The sequence below is a fragment of the Leifsonia sp. Root1293 genome (assembly GCF_001425325.1).
Lineage (GTDB): Bacteria > Actinomycetota > Actinomycetes > Actinomycetales > Microbacteriaceae > Orlajensenia.
The window spans coordinates 297,400-315,351 of sequence record NZ_LMEH01000001.1; the positions used below are offsets into that span (position 1 = coordinate 297,400).

The 17,952-nt window shown below is 70.2% G+C and carries 16 protein-coding genes; 8 read left to right on the forward strand and 8 right to left on the reverse strand.

The window, feature by feature from the left end; genetic code table 11:
* Window positions 1-5: 5 nt before the first annotated feature.
* Together ASC59_RS01320 and gabT are read right to left on the reverse strand one after the other, a co-directional pair.
* On the reverse strand, window positions 6-995 hold the full coding sequence (locus ASC59_RS01320) for an asparaginase (protein ID WP_055817654.1): 990 nt from the start codon (window positions 993-995) through the stop codon (window positions 6-8).
* A 2-nt stretch (window positions 996-997) separates the two neighbouring features.
* A complete protein-coding gene (gene gabT / locus ASC59_RS01325; protein WP_055817656.1) occupies window positions 998-2,359 on the reverse strand; it encodes a 4-aminobutyrate--2-oxoglutarate transaminase in 1,362 nt (453 codons plus the stop codon).
* Window positions 2,360-2,422: 63 nt separating this feature from the next.
* On the opposite strand from gabT, the gene ASC59_RS01330 reads away from it, so the two are divergent.
* Entirely contained in the window at window positions 2,423-2,896 is a 474-nt protein-coding gene (locus ASC59_RS01330) for an OsmC family protein (protein ID WP_055817658.1), read from the forward strand.
* Here the strand turns inward: ASC59_RS01330 and ASC59_RS01335 are convergent.
* Window positions 2,866-3,126, reverse strand: coding sequence for a hypothetical protein (locus tag ASC59_RS01335; protein WP_055817660.1), 261 nt, complete (start codon window positions 3,124-3,126; stop codon window positions 2,866-2,868). The two genes, ASC59_RS01330 and ASC59_RS01335, sit on opposite strands and share 31 nt — an antisense overlap.
* A gap of 114 nt (window positions 3,127-3,240) precedes the next feature.
* On the opposite strand from ASC59_RS01335, the gene ASC59_RS01340 reads away from it, so the two are divergent.
* Entirely contained in the window at window positions 3,241-3,735 is a 495-nt protein-coding gene (locus tag ASC59_RS01340; protein WP_055817662.1) for a CGNR zinc finger domain-containing protein, read from the forward strand.
* Between the two features lie 50 nt (window positions 3,736-3,785).
* Here ASC59_RS01340 and ASC59_RS01345 read toward each other — a convergent pair whose 3' ends face one another.
* Together ASC59_RS01345 and ASC59_RS01350 are read right to left on the reverse strand one after the other, a co-directional pair.
* Complete coding sequence (locus ASC59_RS01345; protein WP_055817663.1) at window positions 3,786-4,790, reverse strand: hypothetical protein; 1,005 nt, start codon at window positions 4,788-4,790, stop codon at window positions 3,786-3,788.
* Between the two features lie 34 nt (window positions 4,791-4,824).
* The gene (locus ASC59_RS01350; RefSeq protein ID WP_055817665.1) at window positions 4,825-5,580 is read right to left on the reverse strand and encodes a lysophospholipid acyltransferase family protein; all 756 of its coding nucleotides are present in this window, start codon (window positions 5,578-5,580) and stop codon (window positions 4,825-4,827) included.
* Between the two features lie 67 nt (window positions 5,581-5,647).
* On the opposite strand from ASC59_RS01350, the gene ASC59_RS01355 reads away from it, so the two are divergent.
* On the forward strand, window positions 5,648-6,730 hold the full coding sequence (locus ASC59_RS01355; RefSeq protein WP_055822625.1) for a 1-deoxy-D-xylulose-5-phosphate reductoisomerase: 1,083 nt from the start codon (window positions 5,648-5,650) through the stop codon (window positions 6,728-6,730).
* A 34-nt stretch (window positions 6,731-6,764) separates the two neighbouring features.
* On the opposite strand, the gene ASC59_RS01360 is transcribed toward ASC59_RS01355, so the two are convergent.
* Window positions 6,765-7,685 carry an NAD-dependent epimerase/dehydratase family protein gene (locus tag ASC59_RS01360; protein ID WP_055817667.1) on the reverse strand — a complete coding sequence of 307 codons (921 nt, stop codon included), beginning with the start codon at window positions 7,683-7,685 and terminating at the stop codon, window positions 6,765-6,767.
* A gap of 71 nt (window positions 7,686-7,756) precedes the next feature.
* Between ASC59_RS01360 and ASC59_RS01365 the strand changes: the two genes are divergently transcribed.
* Together ASC59_RS01365 and ASC59_RS01370 are read left to right on the forward strand one after the other, a co-directional pair.
* Window positions 7,757-9,184 (forward strand): M50 family metallopeptidase, encoded by a 1,428-nt coding sequence (locus ASC59_RS01365; RefSeq protein WP_200942281.1) that lies wholly within the window; start codon window positions 7,757-7,759, stop codon window positions 9,182-9,184.
* 81 nt (window positions 9,185-9,265) lie between these two features.
* The gene (locus ASC59_RS01370) at window positions 9,266-13,069 is read left to right on the forward strand and encodes an SCO7613 C-terminal domain-containing membrane protein (RefSeq protein WP_055817670.1); all 3,804 of its coding nucleotides are present in this window, start codon (window positions 9,266-9,268) and stop codon (window positions 13,067-13,069) included.
* Window positions 13,070-13,109: 40 nt separating this feature from the next.
* Here ASC59_RS01370 and ASC59_RS01375 read toward each other — a convergent pair whose 3' ends face one another.
* Window positions 13,110-14,294: an acetyl-CoA C-acetyltransferase gene (locus ASC59_RS01375; RefSeq protein ID WP_055817672.1), complete on the reverse strand. Its 1,185-nt coding sequence runs from the start codon at window positions 14,292-14,294 to the stop codon at window positions 13,110-13,112.
* Between the two features lie 115 nt (window positions 14,295-14,409).
* Between ASC59_RS01375 and ispG the strand changes: the two genes are divergently transcribed.
* The gene (gene ispG / locus ASC59_RS01380; RefSeq protein WP_200942283.1) at window positions 14,410-15,564 is read left to right on the forward strand and encodes a flavodoxin-dependent (E)-4-hydroxy-3-methylbut-2-enyl-diphosphate synthase; all 1,155 of its coding nucleotides are present in this window, start codon (window positions 14,410-14,412) and stop codon (window positions 15,562-15,564) included.
* Window positions 15,565-15,640: 76 nt separating this feature from the next.
* Here ispG and ASC59_RS01385 read toward each other — a convergent pair whose 3' ends face one another.
* Entirely contained in the window at window positions 15,641-16,489 is an 849-nt protein-coding gene (locus tag ASC59_RS01385) for an alpha/beta fold hydrolase (protein WP_055817676.1), read from the reverse strand.
* Between the two features lie 25 nt (window positions 16,490-16,514).
* Here ASC59_RS01385 and ASC59_RS01390 point away from each other — a divergent pair, with 25 nt between their 5' ends.
* Together ASC59_RS01390 and ASC59_RS01395 are read left to right on the forward strand one after the other, a co-directional pair.
* Window positions 16,515-17,117, forward strand: a complete 603-nt coding sequence (locus ASC59_RS01390) for a TetR/AcrR family transcriptional regulator (RefSeq protein ID WP_162243162.1) — start codon at window positions 16,515-16,517, stop codon at window positions 17,115-17,117.
* A gap of 118 nt (window positions 17,118-17,235) precedes the next feature.
* Window positions 17,236-17,937 carry a hypothetical protein gene (locus ASC59_RS01395; protein WP_055817680.1) on the forward strand — a complete coding sequence of 234 codons (702 nt, stop codon included), beginning with the start codon at window positions 17,236-17,238 and terminating at the stop codon, window positions 17,935-17,937.
* The last annotated feature ends 15 nt before the right edge of the window (window positions 17,938-17,952 follow it).

Sequence of the window (17,952 nt, forward strand, 5' to 3'; positions counted from 1 at the left end):
GTCGGCTAGACGGTCGCGCGGATGCGCCCGACCCGGCCGGCTCCGCCCGTCACCCAGAGGTCCAGCTCCTCGAGCACCGGTGCGACGGCGTCGGCGTCGAGCGCTCCCGCCTGCACCAGGAGCCGGAGTGCGACCGCGTGCACGACGCGGGTGTTCCCGTCGAGCACCTTGGCCGCGACAGTTGTCCCGTCTGGCGCCGTCATGACGATGCTGCCTTCGGCTCCGTACTTGGAGAAGACGCCGAGACGCTCGATCGTGATGGAGTCGCCGAGCCCGGGGCCGGCGATGACCCACGGATGCTCCCGCACGGCCTCCGTCAGTGCTCCGGCCTCGCGGTAGATGGCGAACGGCGACGACGGCGTCGACGTCGTGACGCGCTGGATGCCGCGGGCGAGTGCCGTGAGCGAGATCGCGTGCACGGGAGCACCGCATCCGTCGATCCCGGTGGCTGCCGGTCGTTCGCCCGTGAAGCGCTCGACGATGTCGAGGATGCGCTTCTGCAGCGGATGCTCCATGTCGAGGTAGCCCTCGAGCGGCCAGCCGTTCGCCGCGCACGCCGCGAGCATGGCGGCGTGCTTGCCCGAGCAGTTCATGTACAGCGGCGACTTCGCTCCGTTGGCGCGCACCACGGCGTCGCGTGCAGCGACGTCCTGCGGGTAGGCCTCAGGGCAGGCCAGAGCCGACTCGGGGACGCCGGCTCTGGCGAGCACGCCGCGCACGAGGTCGACGTGGCGAGCCGTGCCCGAATGGCTCGCCGTGGCGATGGCGGCGTCGGTTCCGCGCAGGGTGACCCCGCTCGACATGACGGCGACGGCCTGGAACGGCTTCAGTGCGGAGCGGGGGAACACCGGTGACGCGATGTCTCCGACAGTGCGAACGATGTCACCGGCGGGGGAGATCACGACGGCTGAACCGGCGTGACGGGACTCGATGAATCCGCTGCGCTCGACCACGGCCACCTCGACCGAGTCCTCGACCTGGAATGTCTCCGTCACGATCAGGACAGCCGGGCGAGAGCGGCGTCGAGCACGGACAGGCCGTCGGCGATGAGCTCGTCGGTGACGGCCAGGCTGGGCAGGAAGCGGAGCACGTTGCCGTAGGTGCCCGCGCTCAGGAACAGCACGCCCTGCTGCGCCGCGTAGCTGGTGATCTCGCTGACGGCGGCCGCGTTCGGCTCCTTCGTCGTCTCCCCGGTGCCGGGTTGCACGAGTTCGATCGCGATCATGGCTCCGTGGCCCCTGATCTCGCCGATGATGTCGTAGGTCGACGCCAGCTTCTGCAGGCCGGCGACGAGGGTCTTCTCGATGCGCTCGCCCTCGGCGAGCAGACCGTTGTTCTCGATGGCCTCGAACACCGCGACAGCGGCGGCGCAGGCGACGGGGTTGCCGCCGAACGTGCCGCCGAGTCCGCCGGGCTGCGCCGCGTCCATGATCTCGGCGCGGCCGGTGACCGCGGCGAGCGGCAGGCCGCCGGCGATGCCCTTGGCCGTGAGCACCAGGTCGGGCTCGAGGCCGAAGTGCTCGCTCGCGTAGTAGCGCCCGGTCCTGGCCATCCCCGACTGGATCTCGTCGGCGATGAGGACGACGCCGTTGGCCGTGCACCACTCCTGCAGCGCGGGCAGATAGCCGTCGGCCGGAACCATGAATCCGCCCTCGCCCTGGATGGGCTCGACGACCAGGCAGGCCAGGTCCGATGCTCCGACGACCTTCTCGAGCCAGGAGGTGGTGCGGGCAGCGGCCTCGGACCCGCTGAGGCCGTCGTGATAGGGGTAGGAGCTCGGCGCGTGGTAGACGTCACCGGCGAGCGGACCGAATCCGGTCGCATACGGCATGGCCTTGTAGTTCATCGCCATCGTCAGGTTGGTGCGGCCGTGGTACGCGTGATCGAGAACGGCGACGGCGCGGCGTCCGGTGTACTTGCGGGCGATCTTGACGCCGTTCTCGACGGCTTCAGCGCCCGAGTTGACGAGCACGCTCTTCTTGGCCCAGTCGCCGGGAGTGTGCTCGGCGAGCAGCTCGGCCACGCGCACGTACTCCTCGTAGGGCGTGATCGTGAAGAGGGTGTGGATGACGTCCTGCAGCTGACCGGCGGCGGCGGCGACCACGCTCGCCTCGGTGTGGCCGACCGTCGTCACGCCGATGCCGGCGCCGAAGTCGATGAACCTGTTGCCGTCGACGTCCACGAGGATGGCGCCGTTGGCCTTCTCGATGTAGACGGGGAGGGTGGAGGAGACTCCGGATGAGACCACGGCCAGGCGTCGGGCGTGCAGTTCCCGGGACTTCGGGCCGGGAACGGCGGTGACGATGCTGCGCTCCTGCGGAACGGCGGTGGCCGGGGTGTCGAGAGAGGTGAAAGTCATGGTGCGTCCAGCTTATCCTCGACGAGGAGACAGCCAGCAGGCACGTCGAACGGAGCTCACGCCATGGATTTCGATCACCACTACGCCGTCACCGTCGACTGGCAGGGCGACCGGGGGACCGGAACGAGCGGCTACAGGGAGTACGGGCGCGAGCACCTCGTGGCTGCATCCGGCAAGCCGCCGATCGACGGGTCGGCCGACCCGGCCTTCCGCGGCGACCCGGCCCGCTGGAACCCCGAGGAGATGCTGCTCGCCGCGCTGGCCCAGTGCCACATGCTGTCCTACCTGCACGTCGCCGTCGCTCACGGCGTCGTCGTGACGGGCTACTCGGATGCCGCCGTCGGCTCGATGCGCCAGACGCACGACGGAGGCGGTCACTTCACGAGCGTCACGCTGCGGCCTCGGGTGGAGGTGGCCGACCCCGCGATGATCGAGCTCGCGGCGAGCCTGCATCGCGAGGCCTCGGAGAAGTGCTTCATCGCGGCGTCGGTCAACTTCCCCGTGGGTCACGAACCCGAGACGCGCGGCCGCAGCTGAGCCGAGTGCCGTGCCCGGGTGGCCTCGTGCGCCGCGTCGGCCTGGTCGGCCAGGGCCGCTGCCTCGTCCTGCATGGCCCAGCGGTGGATGGCGGCCGCCCACCGACCGTCGCGCTCGAGAGGTTCCAGTTCGGCTGCATCGCGCAGCTGCTGGTGGCGCAGGCTCTCGTCGTCATTGCTGTGGTCGAGGATCCGCACGTCGCGGGTCGACCAGAGGATGAGGGGATTCATGGTGGTGAGCTCCGTTGCGTCCGTCGGTCCGCGAGGGACCGAGTTGAATAACCGGCTATAGCGAATTGATAGTTACGACGGTACCGTAACCAGTATTCGATGTACAGTGGTTAGATGACGGATGGCGGGAATGTGCTGACAGCTGACGGTTCCGGCTCGGTCGGGCTCGAGGACCTGGTGGTCGATTTCCTCAACACCCTCGATGTCGAGGACGCGACCGATGAGCTGGCCACCGAGGACGGTCTCCAGTCGTGGGCGGCGGGCCGGGGACTGCTCCCCGGCGAGCTCGCCGAGGTGCGCTCGCTGCGCGACGCACTCCGCGCCGTCGCGAGCGGTGAGGACGCTGAGCTCACCGGAGTGCCCGTGCGCATCGGCGTCTCCGCCCGTTCAGTGGCCCTTACGCCCGAGACTGTGACCCAGGCCGTGCTGGCCAACGCGGCGGTGCTGGGCATCCAGGGAAAGCTCGGTCGGGTGAAGCTCTGCTCGGCGCATGACTGCGCCTGGGCCTTCTACGACCGCTCGCGCAACGGATCGCGCACGTGGTGCGAGATGGGAGTGTGCGGGAACCGGGCGAAGGCGCGCACCTTCCGGGCGCGCGCCTCTCGCTGATGACCGCGAACGTCGTTCGGGCCTCACCGAGCGGAGCGTGCGCGTGACACTCAGCGGGCCTCGACATCCTCCACGTCGTCGAGCACCCAGCGCGGGGAAGCGCACGGCTGCCCGCCGACCAGGTTGGCGCAGGGGCCGAAGACAGTCGGATACGGCTCGGTGTCGGGAGCTCCGAACCACTTCGAGTACAGCAGCCAGAAGTTGAGGTTGCCGTGTGTGGAGCATCCGTCACCCTCGCCCTTCAGGTCGGCCAGTGCCGCCTTGTTGGGCTGGTACGGCGTGTAGTTGTAGAGGTTCGCCGTCGCCTGGTTGACGACCTTCACCACCGTCGACCCGCAGCCGGTGTCGGGGTTGAAGCCGACGGGGACCTCTCCGATCCTGAAGGCGCGATCGGGATGCTGCGTGTACTGCCGGAACTGCCAGGCGGCGTTGTACACCTGGTTGAAGAAGCCGAAGTACTTCTGGTCGCAGTCCGCGGTGTCCGGGCATCCGTAGCCCGTCGCCCTGAGGTAGCCCGAGGCGTTCGGCCTGGTGACCAGCGACTGCTCCTTCTGCAGGAGCACCAGCAGCACGCGCGGGCTGACACCGCAGGCTGCGGCGACCTTGGTGATGATGCGAGCTGCCGACTCGTCCTGGCCGGGAAGGTAGGCATCGCAGTGGCCGCGCTCGACGGCCGCCTGGAAGGTGGTGTCCTGGGTGAAGTCCAGAAGACACGGCGAGTCGTCGCGCGGCTTGCACGGGGCGGAGTCGAGGAAGTCCTGCACCTGCTCCTCGGTCATGGCAGCGCTGTTGAAGAAGTTGTAGTCGCTGATGATGAGGCCGGGATCGAAGTCGTCGCCGTCGGTCTGCTCCGCACCGACCGCGGCCGCGTAGAACGGATGCGACTGCGCCATCGCGAGAGTCGATGCACCCAGGCTCGCAGCCGGCCCCGCGGCGGCGTATCCGCCGGCCACGGCTCCGGGAGCGGGGGAGCCGGCGATGACGATGCCCGCCAGGACGACGGCGGCCACGACGGCGCCGATGCGGTGCAGGAGGGAGCGGGGCGGGCTGGTCACCGTTCGACCATAACGGCGTCGGCTGACGGAAGACTCAGCGACGCTCGCGGGGGAGCACGCGATCGACCAGCTTCGCGACGCCGTGCTGCGGCGACTCGTTGTAGGCGTTCGCCAGTTCCTGCCCGCTGAGGGAGTGGATGGCGGCCATGATCTCGTCCGTCGCGTGCCGTCTGGCCCGCCCGGAGTCCGGGTTTCCGTGCACGCTCAGGTCGAGCGGTTCGCCGAATGCCACGGTGAAGCGGTGCGGACGCGGGAACTTCGTGCCGACGGGCTGGATCTTGTCGGTGCCGAGGAGGCCGACGGGAACCACCGTCGCCCCCGTCGTGAGAGCGAGGAAGGCCACGCCGGTGCGGCCTTTGTAGAGTCTGCCGTCGAGGGAACGGGTTCCCTCCGGGTAGAGCGCGAAGGCCCCTCCGCTCTCGAGGATGCGCGTGCCGATCTCGAGTGACTCCTGGCCTGCGGCGCCGGCGCCGCGCTCGACGGGCACCACGCCGATCGAGGTGAACCACCGGCGCGTGATGGCGCCGCCGATGCCCGTGCCCTGGAAGTAGGTCGACTTGGCCATGAACTGCAGACGCCTCGGCGCGACGCTCGGAATGGCGATGCTGTCGATGAAGGAGAGGTGGTTGCTGGCGAAGATGACCGGTCCGGTGCGGGGGACGTTGGCGCGTCCGCTCACCCTCGGCCGGAAGTACAGCCAGACGATCGGCCACAGCAGGGCCTTGCAGAGTGCGTACACGAAGCCCGGCCGGTGAATCGGCTGCGGTGTCGTCGTGTCCTCGTCGGCCATCCGTTCACCGTAGTCGGAAATACATGCGCCGGTGAGCATGCGCCGGTGGCCGCGTAGAGTGACGCAGGTGAAGCGGATCATCATCCTCGGCTCGACGGGCTCCATCGGCACCCAGGCGCTCGACGTCATCGGCGCCCATCGCGACAGCTTCGAGGTGGTCGGGCTCGCCGCGGGCTCGAACCGTGCCGTCGTCGCCGAGCAGGCCGCCGCCTTCGGCGTCGAGCACACGGCGTTCGGCGAGATCGAGGCCGAGCAATTGGTGCGCACTGTCGATGCCGACGTCGTGATCAACGGCATCACCGGCTCCATCGGCCTGGGGCCGACCCTGGCGGCCCTCGAGACCGGGCGCACCCTGGCCCTCGCGAACAAGGAGTCGCTGATCGTCGGCGGCGCCCTGGTGAAGGCCATCGCGGCACCCGGCCAGATCGTGCCCGTCGACTCCGAGCATTCCGCCATCGCGCAGGCGCTCCTCGCCGGTGCTCCGAGCGAGGTGCGCCGCCTGGTTCTCACGGCATCCGGGGGACCGTTCCGCGGCCGCTCCCGGGCCGAGATGACGGATGCCTCGCCCCGCGACGCGCTCGCCCATCCGACCTGGGACATGGGCCTCGTCGTCACGACCAACTCCGCGACGCTCGTGAACAAGGGACTCGAGGTGATCGAGGCGCACCTGCTGTTCGACGTGCCGTACGACTCCATCGAGGTGACGGTGCACCCGCAGTCCGTCATCCACTCCATGGTCGAATTCGTCGACGGTTCGACGATCGCCCAGGCGTCGCCACCCGACATGCGCCTGCCCATCTCGCTGGGGCTGGACTGGCCGAACCGCGTCGCCGGAGTCGGCGTTCCGTTGGACTGGACCGCAGCGCACAGCTGGACCTTCGCCCCGCTCGACGAGGTCGCGTTCCCGGCGGTCGCCCTCGCGAAGAGGGTGGGGCGCGCCGGCGGAACCTACCCCGCGGTCTTCAACGCCGCCAACGAGCAGGCCGTGCACGCGTTCCACGCCGGCCGCATCGGCTTCCTCGACATCGTCGACACCGTTGAGCGCGTCATCGACGCCTACGCCCCGGAGTCGGGCAGCCTCACCCGCGAGTCGCTGGCGCAGGCCGAGCTCGACGCCCGCGCCGCCGCCGACGCGATCATCGCCGGCTGACGGTCCCGTCGCCGAGCCCCGGACAGCAGGAGGGTCAGCGTGCGGCGCGGAGGGACTCCACTGTCGTGGCGAGAGCCTCGGGCCACGGCGTGGCCGCCACGCGGAGCATCCGTTCCGTCTCCGTCGAATCGATGACGAACGGCGTTCGGAACTGGTAGCTCGACGCCACGATCTCCCGGATCTCGCCGTTGACCAGACCGAGTGCCTTCAGCATGGCCGTCGGATAGGGACGGATGCTGCCGGTCGAGCCCCAGCGCGAGTTCACGTCGGCGGCGATCGCCGTCCTGGTGCGCGGCTCACCGCTGGGCACGTGCCAGACGCGGCCCCACGCTCCGGTGTGATCGGCCGCCGCTATGAGTGTCGACACGATGTCGGGCAGGTAGCTCCAGCTGTGCAGGGCATCGGGGTCGCCGACGATGCGGGCTGTCTTCGACGCCAGCACCGGGCCGAGGAAGTCGCTCCCGAGGTGCGCGGTGCGGCCGGCACCCGGCCCGAAGTAGTCGCTCGCCCGCACCTCGACGCCCCGGATCCGCCCCTGCTCCGTTGCCTCCCGCACCCGGCGCCAGCCCTCCCGGCGCACCAGGCCCTTGGTCTCGGTCGTCGTCTCCGGCGAGCTCTCGGTCATCGGTCCTGTCGGCACGCCGTAGGAGTAGAGGTTGCCCATCACCACCAGCGCCGCTCCGGATGCCGCCGCCGCGGAGATGGCCGCATCGAAGATCGGCGGCCACTGCTCACTCCAGCGGTCGTAGGGCGGATTGGTCACCAGGAAGATCGTGTCGGCACCTGCGGCAGCTGCGCCCAGCGCGACCGCGTCGGACGCATCGGCTCTGGCCGATCCGGCCCCGGGCACCGGCCGACCGTCGCGCGTCGCCACGGTGACCTCGTCGCCTCGCGCCACAAGCTCTCGGGTGAGGAGGGAGCCGATCAGTCCGTGCCCGACGACGAGGTGACGCATCCGTCGACAGTAGCGAAGGTGTCCAGCCGGCCACCAGCCCCTTCCAAGCTTGGCGAGGCTACTCTGAGCGAGTGGAAACCGTGCTGCCCTTCATCCTCGGCGTCGTCATCGTGGCGCTGGGCCTCGCCGTCTCCATCGCGCTGCACGAGGTGGGGCACCTCGTTCCGGCGAAGCTCTTCGGGGTCAAGGTCACTCAGTACATGATCGGCTTCGGGCCGACCATCTTCTCCGCCCGTCGCGGCGAGACCGAGTACGGCGTCAAGGCGCTGCCGCTGGGCGGCTACATCTCCATGATCGGAATGTTCCCGCCGCACAAGGGCGAGAAGGTGCGGGAGGGCGGAACTGGCTTCTTCCAGACGCTGGTGCAGGAGGGCCGAACCGACTCCGGGCCTCTCACCGAGGCCTTCGACGACAGGATCGATGCCCGCGAGGCCGAGAAGGACGGCTACTTCGGCCGGATGGCCGCCGATGCCCGGGCCGCGAGCGCCGAGACCATCACCGAGGGCGACGAGCACCGCGCGTTCTATCTGCTCCCCGTGTGGAAGCGCATCATCATCATGTTCGGCGGCCCGTTCATGAACCTGGTGATCGCCGTCGTGCTGTTCTCCGTGCTGCTCATGGGCTTCGGCACCGCGCAGGCGTCGACGACGGTGGGCAGCGTGTCGACGTGCGTGCTCCCGGCCACCAGCGAACGGCAGACCTGCGAGGCGACGGACGATCCGTCTCCGGCCGCGGCTGCGGGTCTCCTGCCCGGGGATCGCCTCGTCTCCATCGACGGCGAGCCCGTGACCAGCTGGGACGCCTCCACCGCGATCATCCGCGGCTCGTCCGGCCAGGCGCTCAGCGTCGTCGTCGAACGGGACGGTTCCGAGAAGACCCTCACAGTGACTCCGCTGCCGGCCGAGCGCTACGTCTACGACGACGCAGGCAAGAACGTGCTCGATGCTGACGGCAAGCCGGAGACCGCGACCTACGGCTTCGTGGGGATCGGCCCGGCGAGCGAACTCGTTCCGCAGCCTGCGACGGCGGTGCTTCCGGCCGTCGGCGAGAACATCGCGGGTGTCGCGCACATCATCATCAACCTGCCCGAGCGCATGGTGGGTATCGCGCAGGCGGCCTTCGGCACGGGCGAGCGCGACCCGAACGGCCCGATCAGCGTCGTCGGCGTCGGTCGGGTGGCCGGCGAGATCGCCAGCATCGACACCATCCCGCTGCAGTCGAAGGCCGCGAGTCTCATCGGTCTCATCGCCTCGCTCAACGTCGCTCTGTTCGTGTTCAACCTCGTGCCGTTGCTTCCGCTCGACGGCGGCCATATCGCCGGTGCCCTCTGGGAGGCGATCCGTCGCGGCTTCGCGAAGCTGACGGGGCGCCGCGACCCGGGTCCTGTCGATATCGCCAAGCTGATGCCGCTCACCTTCGCCGTCGTCATCATCCTCGGCGGCATGAGCCTGCTGCTCGTCTACGCCGACATCGTCAAGCCCATCAACATCTTCGGCTGACCTCAGGGCAGACCCCGACTCCCTGCACTGGGGCGGTGTCGTCGACCGGCACCGGTACAGGGCGCCGCTAGGCTCGCCGGCATGGCCTGGAGCGATGATGCGGCGAAGTACCTGCTCGACCCCACGATCTGCCCGCGATGCGGTGCCGCGATCGTGGGAGTCGCCGTGTGCCCGAGCTGCGGGGCCGACCTCGGCAGTGCCGCCGCCCAGGACGCCTGGGCCTGGTCGCAGAAGGCGGCCTTCGCCATCGAGCGCCGTGCCGCATCCATCTCCGCGATCCCGGATGCCGTGACCAGGACAGCCGGCCCGCCTCAGGCGGCGCCGGTCCCCGTCGGCGGGGTCTCCTCAGCGCCGGCCGTGGCTTCCGGGGTGGCGATGTCCACCGCACCGGCGCCGGTCGCATCCGGTGTCGTCGCATCCGGTGTCGTCGCATCCGGAGGCGCCGGGCCCCGAACCCGATTCGACTCCCAGATCAGCCTGCAGTCGGTGCTCGCCGTCGCCGGTGCCGGTCTCGTCGCCGTCGCGGCGATCGTCTTCACCTTCCTCAACCCCGATCTGGGCTTCGGGGCGCGCACCGTCATCATCGCCGCCTGCACCGCGGCCTTCCTCGGCGGAGCCTGGCTGCTGGGCAGGCGGGGCCTCACCTTCTCCTCCGAGTCGATCGGCGGGCTCGGAATGGTCTTCGTCGCGCTCGACGTCTGGGCGTTCTCCGAGCTGGCACCCGCGAGCGTGAGCGGCTGGTGGTTCGCCGCCCTCGGACTGCTCGTGGCCTCCGGTGCCATGATCGCCGTGGCCGTGAGCACGAGACTGCGCACCTGGCTGTGGGCCGGCCTCGTGGGCACGGCTGTCGTTCCGGCCTTCCTCGGCTACGCGGGGGCGGGTCCGGATGCCGGTCTCGGAGACGTTTCCGGGTGGGCCGTCATCGGCCACCTGGGTGTCGGGTTCGCCGCGGTCATGCTGCAGCTGCTCGTCCGACGTCTGCGGGCGCGCTTCTCCAGTGCTCTCCAGACCGATCGGCTGACGCTTCAGGTGCTGCAGGTGCTCGTCGTGGCTGTCGTCGTGGTCCAGGCGCCGTGGGTCGCGTTCGTGAGCGGTGCTTCGGGAGCGGCCACCGCCGTCGGCATCGCCGCCGCCTACGCCGCCCTCGCCGCACTGGCCTTCCTCAGCGCTCGGTCGGGCCCCGCCCGATTCTGGAGCGCCCTGGCCGGTGTCCTGGGGGCCGGTGCCCTCGCCGTGCTGGTGCAGGCCCCCGATCTCGGCGACGGCCGCTGGTGGCCGGCCCTCGTTCCCGTCGCAGGGGGCGTCGTGCTCGTCGCCGTCAGCGTCGTTCCGACGGGGGCATCCGTCGTCCGTGCCGCACTGCGCGCCGGTGCGCTGGTGACCACGGTGCTGTTCGCCGTTCCGGCGGTCGCCATCGCCCTCGGTGGAGCGTTGGCGACGGTCATCGGCGACGGGGCTCTGGAGCCGTCCGAGTACTCCGTGCTCGGGGCAACCGTGTTCGGCGGCTACGCCACGGAGCAGCTCGCCGCGATGATCGGCCTCACCCTCGTCGGCTTCGCCATCTGGGGAGCTGCCCGCCTGTCCCCAGGCGAGCGGTGGCCCGTCCTGGCGGATCCGCTCGTCGCCGCACGCTGGATCGCTGCCGTCGGAGTCGTGACCTTCCCAGCCTGGTCGCAGCTGCAGCCGTGGGCGCGATCGGCCGAGGCGCTGGCCCTCGCCGCGCTCGCCGGAGCCGTTCTCTTGTTCGTGCCGCGGGTGCGCGACTCCAGGCTCGCGTTGCGGCTTCCGGGGATCGTCGGCGGCCACATCGTCCTCGTCCTCGCCGTCGTGCTGTCGTGGCCGGAGCAGAGGCTCGCCGTCGTGGCGGGTGCCATCGCCGTCGGGCTCACCGCCCTGCTCGCCCAGACGGTTCCGGTGCGGATCCGTCCAGGGCACATGGGCGTCGGGTTCGCCTACGCCCTGGTGGTGACCGGCCTGGCCCTCGACCTCACCGGCCTCGACACCGTGCCGGTGCTCTGCCTCACCACCACCGTCGGGGCCCTCGCCGCGCTCGCCGCGACCCTCACCGGATGGCTGCGTCCCGGCACCTGGTACGCGGTGCTGATCGTGACCAGTGTTCCGTTCCTCGTCGGCATCGCCGGGGTGCTGCAGGAGCGCAGCGCCTGGACCGCTCTGTCCACCGGAGTGACGGCCCTGCTCGCCTTCGCCCTCACCACCACCCGGCGCCCCGGCCTCACCGTCGTCGTCCGTGCCATCGCTGCGGCGGTCATCGTGCCGGCGCTCGCCGTGGTGGTCGTGTGCCTCTGCGCGGCGTTCCTCCCGACGAGCGGATCACCCGTCGCCCTGCCGATCATCGCGGTTCTCGTGGCCGCCGTGCTTCCGAGCACCGGTGTCATCCAGGCGGCACTCGAGCGGGCGGGATCAGCCCGGCGCGAGGCTCGCGCGGTGCGTCTGGCGATCGAGGGGTCGGCGCTGCTCACCGGTGCCCTCGCCGTGCTCATCGCTCTCGTGGGCGTCGCCGGACTCGAGACCGCCTTCGTGGTTCTGCTCGTGATCGGCATCGGCGCGGCGGCCACGGGCCTGTGGGTGCGTCGCTACGGCTGGTGGATCGCCGCCGCGGCCTGGACCGGTGCGCTGTGGTGCCGCTGGGCCATGGCCGGCGTCGACATCGTCGAACCCTATGTGCTTCCCCCGGCGCTGGTCGCCGCTCTCGTGGGCACGATCCTCGTGTCCAGAGGCAGGCGGGGTGTCCCGCTCGCCACGACGGGCCTGGCGAGCGCCGTCGTCCCGTCGCTCGCAGCCCTGGCGGTGTCGGGCTCGGGTGTCGACGCTGCTGTCCCATGGCGAGCGCTCGCCCTGTTCGCAGCGGCGGGCGTGCTTCTCGTCTTCCTCGCGATCATCACCCGCCCCGCCGGGGAGCCCGGCACACGTCTGGCCGCCCTCGGCAGGCCCGTGGCGGTCATCGCCATCGTCGCGTCAGGCGCCGGCGCCGTGCAGGGCATCCGCTACGGTCTCGAATCCGATGCACTTCCCGGCAGCACTGCGGCCGCACTGATGGTCACGGTTCTCGCGTACGCCATCGCGGCCTGCCTGCTCGCCACGGCTGCAGGGTGGCTCCTGGTGCGTGCGGGGGCCACGTCGCGCTGGGTCTTCGCCGCGGCACCCGTCTACCTCGTCGCGGGTCCCATCACCGCGGTGCGCGACGACGCGTTCTCGATCTGGACGCTGTGGACTCTCTCCGTGCTCCTGCTCGCACTCGTCGTGATCACGGCCGTGCGGTCACGGTCGAAAACGACGACCCTGCCGCCGATCTGGTTCCTCTGGGCCATCGCCTGGTGCACGGCCGTCGCCGGCTGGAGCGAACGCGAGATCCTGCGCGTGGAGGGATTCTCCATCCCGCTGGCGCTGGGCCTGCTGCTCGCCGGCATCGTGGGCATGAGCCAGCACGCCACGGATGCAGCCGCCCCGCCGAGCCCGCCGACGACGGGGCGCGCCCTGACCCGTCTGAATGCCTGGCCGACGGGCGTCAGCGGTTCGTGGCGCCTGCTCGGTCCGGGGCTGGTCGTCCTCTTCGTGCCCTCGATGCTCGCGACAGTCACCGATCCGACCACCTGGCGCGCCATCCTCGTGATAGCGCTCGCGCTGGTCGCCATCCTCGTCGGAGCACGCCGCAAGCTCGCGGCACCATTCGTCATCGGACTCGTGGTGCTTCCCGTCGAGAACGTGCTCGTCTTCGCCGTTCAGCTCGGACGCGACATCCAGTCGCTGCCGTGGTGGATCACCCTGGCCACGGCCGGCGCCGTGCTGCTCGTCATCGCCGTCGGATCCGAGCGTCGAGAGGGAACGGACAAAACAGTGGCGGCGCGGCTGCGCGACCTCACCTGAGCCCGGCGCCGGACCTCTCATGGCGAGAGGAGCGGGTCTCTCACCGTGACAGGAGCAGGGCGTCTCCCTGGCCGCCGCCACCGCACAGGGCGACCGCGGCACGTCCCGACCCGCGACGAGCCAGCTCGTGGGCGGCGTGCAGGGCCAGCCGGGCGCCCGACGCCCCGATCGGGTGTCCGAGGGCGATGGCTCCACCGTGCACGTTGACGACCTCGGCATCGATGCCGAGATCGCGCGTCGACTGCACGGCCACGGCCGCGAAAGCCTCGTTGATCTCGACGAGGTCGAGGTCCGACGCCTCCCAGCCCTGCCGTGTGAGAGCCGCCGCGATGGCGTTGGAGGGCTGCGAGTGCAGCGAGTTGTCCGGCCCGGCGACGTGCCCGGATGCCTCGATGACGGCCAGCCAGCTGAGGCCATGCGACTCGGCGTAGTCCCGGCTCGCCACGACCAGTGCGCTGGCGCCGTCGGAGAGCGGCGAGGAGTTGCCGGCGGTGATGGTGCCGCTCGAGGAGAACGCCGGACGCAGGCCGGCCAGGGTCTCGACGGTGGACGTGGGACGCACACCCTCGTCCGTCGTGACGAGAACGGGGTCGCCCTTCCGCTGCGGGACGCTGACGGCGACGATCTCGTCGGCGAACACCCCGGCTTCGATGGCGGCGCCCGCGCGCTGGTGGGAGGCCGCTGCGACGGCGTCCTGGTCGACACGGCTGATGGCGAGTGGGCCGTTGTGCTCCTCGGTCGACGCGCCCATCGACACCCTGTCGAAGGCATCCGTCAGTCCGTCGAATGCGGCGTGGTCGACCATCGTGACATCCCCGTATGCCCAGCCGCGGCGGGATCCCGGCAGCAGGTGCGGGGCGTTGGTCATGGACTCCTGGCCACCGGCGACGACGACGGACGCCTCGCCCAGCCGGATCAGCCTGGCGGCGTCGATGACCGCGGCGAGCCCGGAGAGGCACACCTTGTTGAGCGTCATGGCGGGCACCCTCCACGGGATGCCGGCGGCGACGGCGCTCTGCTTGGCCGGGTTCTGCCCGGCACCGGCCTGCAGCACCTGGCCCATCAGCACCTGGTCGATGTCGTTCACGTCGACGCCCGACTTCTCGATCGCGTCGCGGATGGCGATGGTTCCCAACTGCACCGCCGAGAGGGCGGAGAACTGCCCGTTGACCCGTCCCTGCGGGGTACGCGAACCGGACAGGATGACGACCTGGGTCGTGCTCATGAATCGCAACTCCTTCGTTGTGCGGCCGGTCTGCGGCCTCCTTCGACGATATCCCGGATGCGGGCTATCTGCGCCGCGCAGCGGGTGTCCAGCGAGCGCCGCGTAGGATTGCACCGTGCCCGCTGTGAATCTCGGAATGCCCAAAGTCCCCGAAGTCCTGGCCCCGCGACGCAAGTCCCGCCAGATCAAGGTGGGGAAGGTGCTCGTCGGCGGTGACGCCCAGGTGAGCGTGCAGTCGATGACTACGACGCCGACGCCGAACATCAACGCGACCCTGCAGCAGATCGCCGAGCTCACGGCGTCAGGGTGCGACATCGTGCGCGTCGCCGTGCCGAGCCGCGACGACGCCGAGGCACTGCCGATCATCGCCAAGAAGAGCCAGATCCCGGTGATCGCCGATATCCACTTCCAGCCGAACTACGTCTTCCAGGCCATCGATGCCGGCTGTGCCGCTGTTCGGGTGAACCCGGGCAACATCCGCAAGTTCGACGACCAGGTCGGCAAGATCGCCGCAGCGGCCAAGGCGGCAGGCGTCTCGATCCGCATCGGCGTCAATGCCGGCTCACTCGAGCCCAGCCTGCTGCAGAAGTACGGCAAGGCGACTCCGGAGGCGCTCGTGGAGAGTGCCGTCTGGGAGGCAAGCCTGTTCGAGGAGCACGACTTCCACGACTTCAAGATCTCGGTGAAGCACAACGACCCGATCATCATGGTGAAGGCGTACAGGTTGCTCGCCGAGCGCGGCGACTGGCCGCTCCACCTCGGCGTGACCGAGGCCGGACCTGCGTTCCAGGGAACGATCAAGAGCGCGACGGCGTTCGGCATCCTGCTCGGCGAGGGCATCGGCGACACCATCCGCGTCTCGCTCAGCGCGCCGCCGGTCGAGGAGGTCAAGGTCGGTCTGCAGATCCTGCAGTCGCTCAACCTGCGCGAGCGCAAGCTCGAGATCGTCTCCTGCCCGAGCTGCGGCCGCGCCCAGGTCGACGTCTACAAGCTGGCCAACGACGTGACCGACGGGCTCGAGGGGATGAGCGTTCCGCTCCGCGTCGCGGTCATGGGCTGCGTCGTGAACGGGCCGGGCGAAGCGCGCGAGGCAGACCTGGGAGTGGCATCCGGAAACGGCAAGGGCCAGATCTTCGTCAAGGGCGAGGTCATCAAGACCGTCCCCGAGTCCGAGATCGTGGCGACCCTCATCGCCGAGGCCAACCGCCTCGCCGCGGAGATGCCGGCCAGCGACACCTCGACGGGTGCACCCGTCGTGTCGGTGGGCTGACGCCCCCTCGGCTTCGCTGCGCGCCGTCTCGGCTGCCGAGCCCCGGCCGCTGAGCGGCTGCGGTGCTGCGTCGGGCTCAGGTCGTCGCCAGCTCGTTCCAGAAGGCCACCAGCTCGGCCGTCATGGCCTCGGGCTGTTCGAGCGGAACCAGGGTGCGGGCGCCCGTCACCGTCACCGACCGCACGAGAGACCCGGCGGCTGCAGCTGACCGTTCGGCATCGGCCGGGCTCCAGTCGCCCCGATCGTCCGAGGCGACGAAGAGGCTCGGCACTCCGATGCGCGGCATGAGGTGCGAGACGTCGACCCGATCGAGGATGAACGACCGCAGGGCGAAGCTCATGCTGCGCCGGCCGGGACGCAGCAGGCTCTCGATGACGAGAGTTCGACGAGCGGGATTCCCGGCTGACTTCTCGGTCAGCATCGCGTCGATCACGGCCGACCGTACCGGTCCGACGGGCCCGGCAACGCGCAGAAGCGGTGCGAGCAGTTCGATCCGGCTCCGCAATCGAGGTGAGATGGCCTCGACGGGAGAGCTGATGGCCACGAGAGAGCGCAGCACCCCGGGTTCGACCGCGAGCTCGTAGCCGACGTGACCGCCGAAGGCATTGCCCACCCAGTCGACAGGGCGATCGCCCAGCGCCTCGAGGACGTCGCGAGCGGCCCCCGCGGCCTCGGCGATGGTGCTGCGTCGGCGGAGCGGCTCGCTCACGCCGAGCCCGGGGGGATCGATCAGCACGAAGAGCCTGGTCGGGCAGGCACGGAGAAGAAGCGGCAGCATCCCGTCCCAGGTGTGACTGTCGACGAACATGGAGGACCACAGGACCGTCGGGTCTCCGTCGTCGGGTCCGACGAGACGGACCGAGAGTCGTCCGAGTCGAGTGGGGAAGGTCTGCAGGCGGTAATTCGGAGTTAGTGAGGTTGACATGAAAGTTGATGTTAGCCTGATTTACATGAAAGCGCGAGAGTCGGGCGGCGCCAGGGAGTACCGCATGGCCGCACGGGCGGAGTCGGCGGAGCAGACCGGGGAGCGCATCGTCGATGCCATGCTCGCCCGCCTCCGCGATACGCCCTACGAGCGCATCCGGCTCGACGACATAGCGGCGGATGCAGGCGTGAGCGTGCAGACTGTCATCCGACGCTTCGACGGCAAGGCGGGTCTCATGACCGCGGTGGTGGGGCGCGAGCTCGGACGGATCGTCGCCGCCCGCGACGCTGCAGAGCACGACTCGGTCGCGAGAACCGTGACGGCCCTCGTCGAGCACTACGAGGTGTACGCCGAACTGATCCTGAAGACCTATTCCGAGGCGCCGCTGGTTCCCGGTCTCGCGGAACTCGTCGCTCGAGGACGGGCGTACCACGTCGACTGGTGCCGACGCACCTTCGAGCGCCACCTGGACCCCAGCCTCGACGCCCAGACCCGCCGGCTGCGACTGGCCCAGATCGTGGCCGTCTGCGATGCGACGACCTGGCGCATCCTGCGCTTCGACGGCGGCCTCACCCCGGGCGAGACCGAACGAGCCCTCGGCGAACTCCTCGCGCCTCTCCTCGACTGACCGCGCCGGGCACAGCGTCCTGACCGCCGTGAGAACACTCTCACCGCCCAGGGGGTTGCCCCACCGGCTCGCACGGCTCAGGGTGGAAGGACTGCATTCGGAGGCGAGGAGGCCATCAGTGTTCAAGTCCGCTGCGGCCATCGCCATCGCTGCCGGTGGTGTCCTCGTCGTGAGCGGTCTGTCCGCCGGCCTCGTCGCGCTGCAGAATGCGTTCGAGGTGGGGGAGTCTCCCGCCCAGACGATCGGCGTCGACGCCGTGACGGGGGAGAAGCCCGCCGCCGAGCCCACTCCGAAGCCGGACCCCGAGCCGGAGGCTCCACCAGCGGTCGTGCCCGTCGTGGCCGATCCGGTTCCCGTTGCTGAATCCGCTCCCGATCGAGCCGGGCCAGCCCCCGACGGCCAGGGTCGCGTCGATTCCGCCCCGGGCGACGGTACCCGCGGCGTTGAGGACGCCACGACCTCCGCGACGGAACCTCCGGTGCAGCCATCGGTGCCGACGCCCGAGAGCGCTGTGCCGCAGGGCGAGACCACGATCCCGCAGGACGAGCCGACCGACCGAAGCCCGGCGTCGACGTCAGGCGCGGTCGCTGAGGATGCCGGCACCGAGGTCGACGGGAGTGGTGGAGGCGAGCGATTCGACGGCCTTGATCGGGACGGCGGCGATCGGGACGGCCGTGTCGGCGACGGCGACGGACTCGTTCGCGACGCCCATCGCGGCGAACGCGAGGACCGCGGAGACCGCGACCGTGACCGTGACCGTGACCGTGGGAACGATCGCGGCTGGTCCGGGCGCGACGGGCGCGACGGACGCGGCGACTGAGCCTCGCTCGGCGTT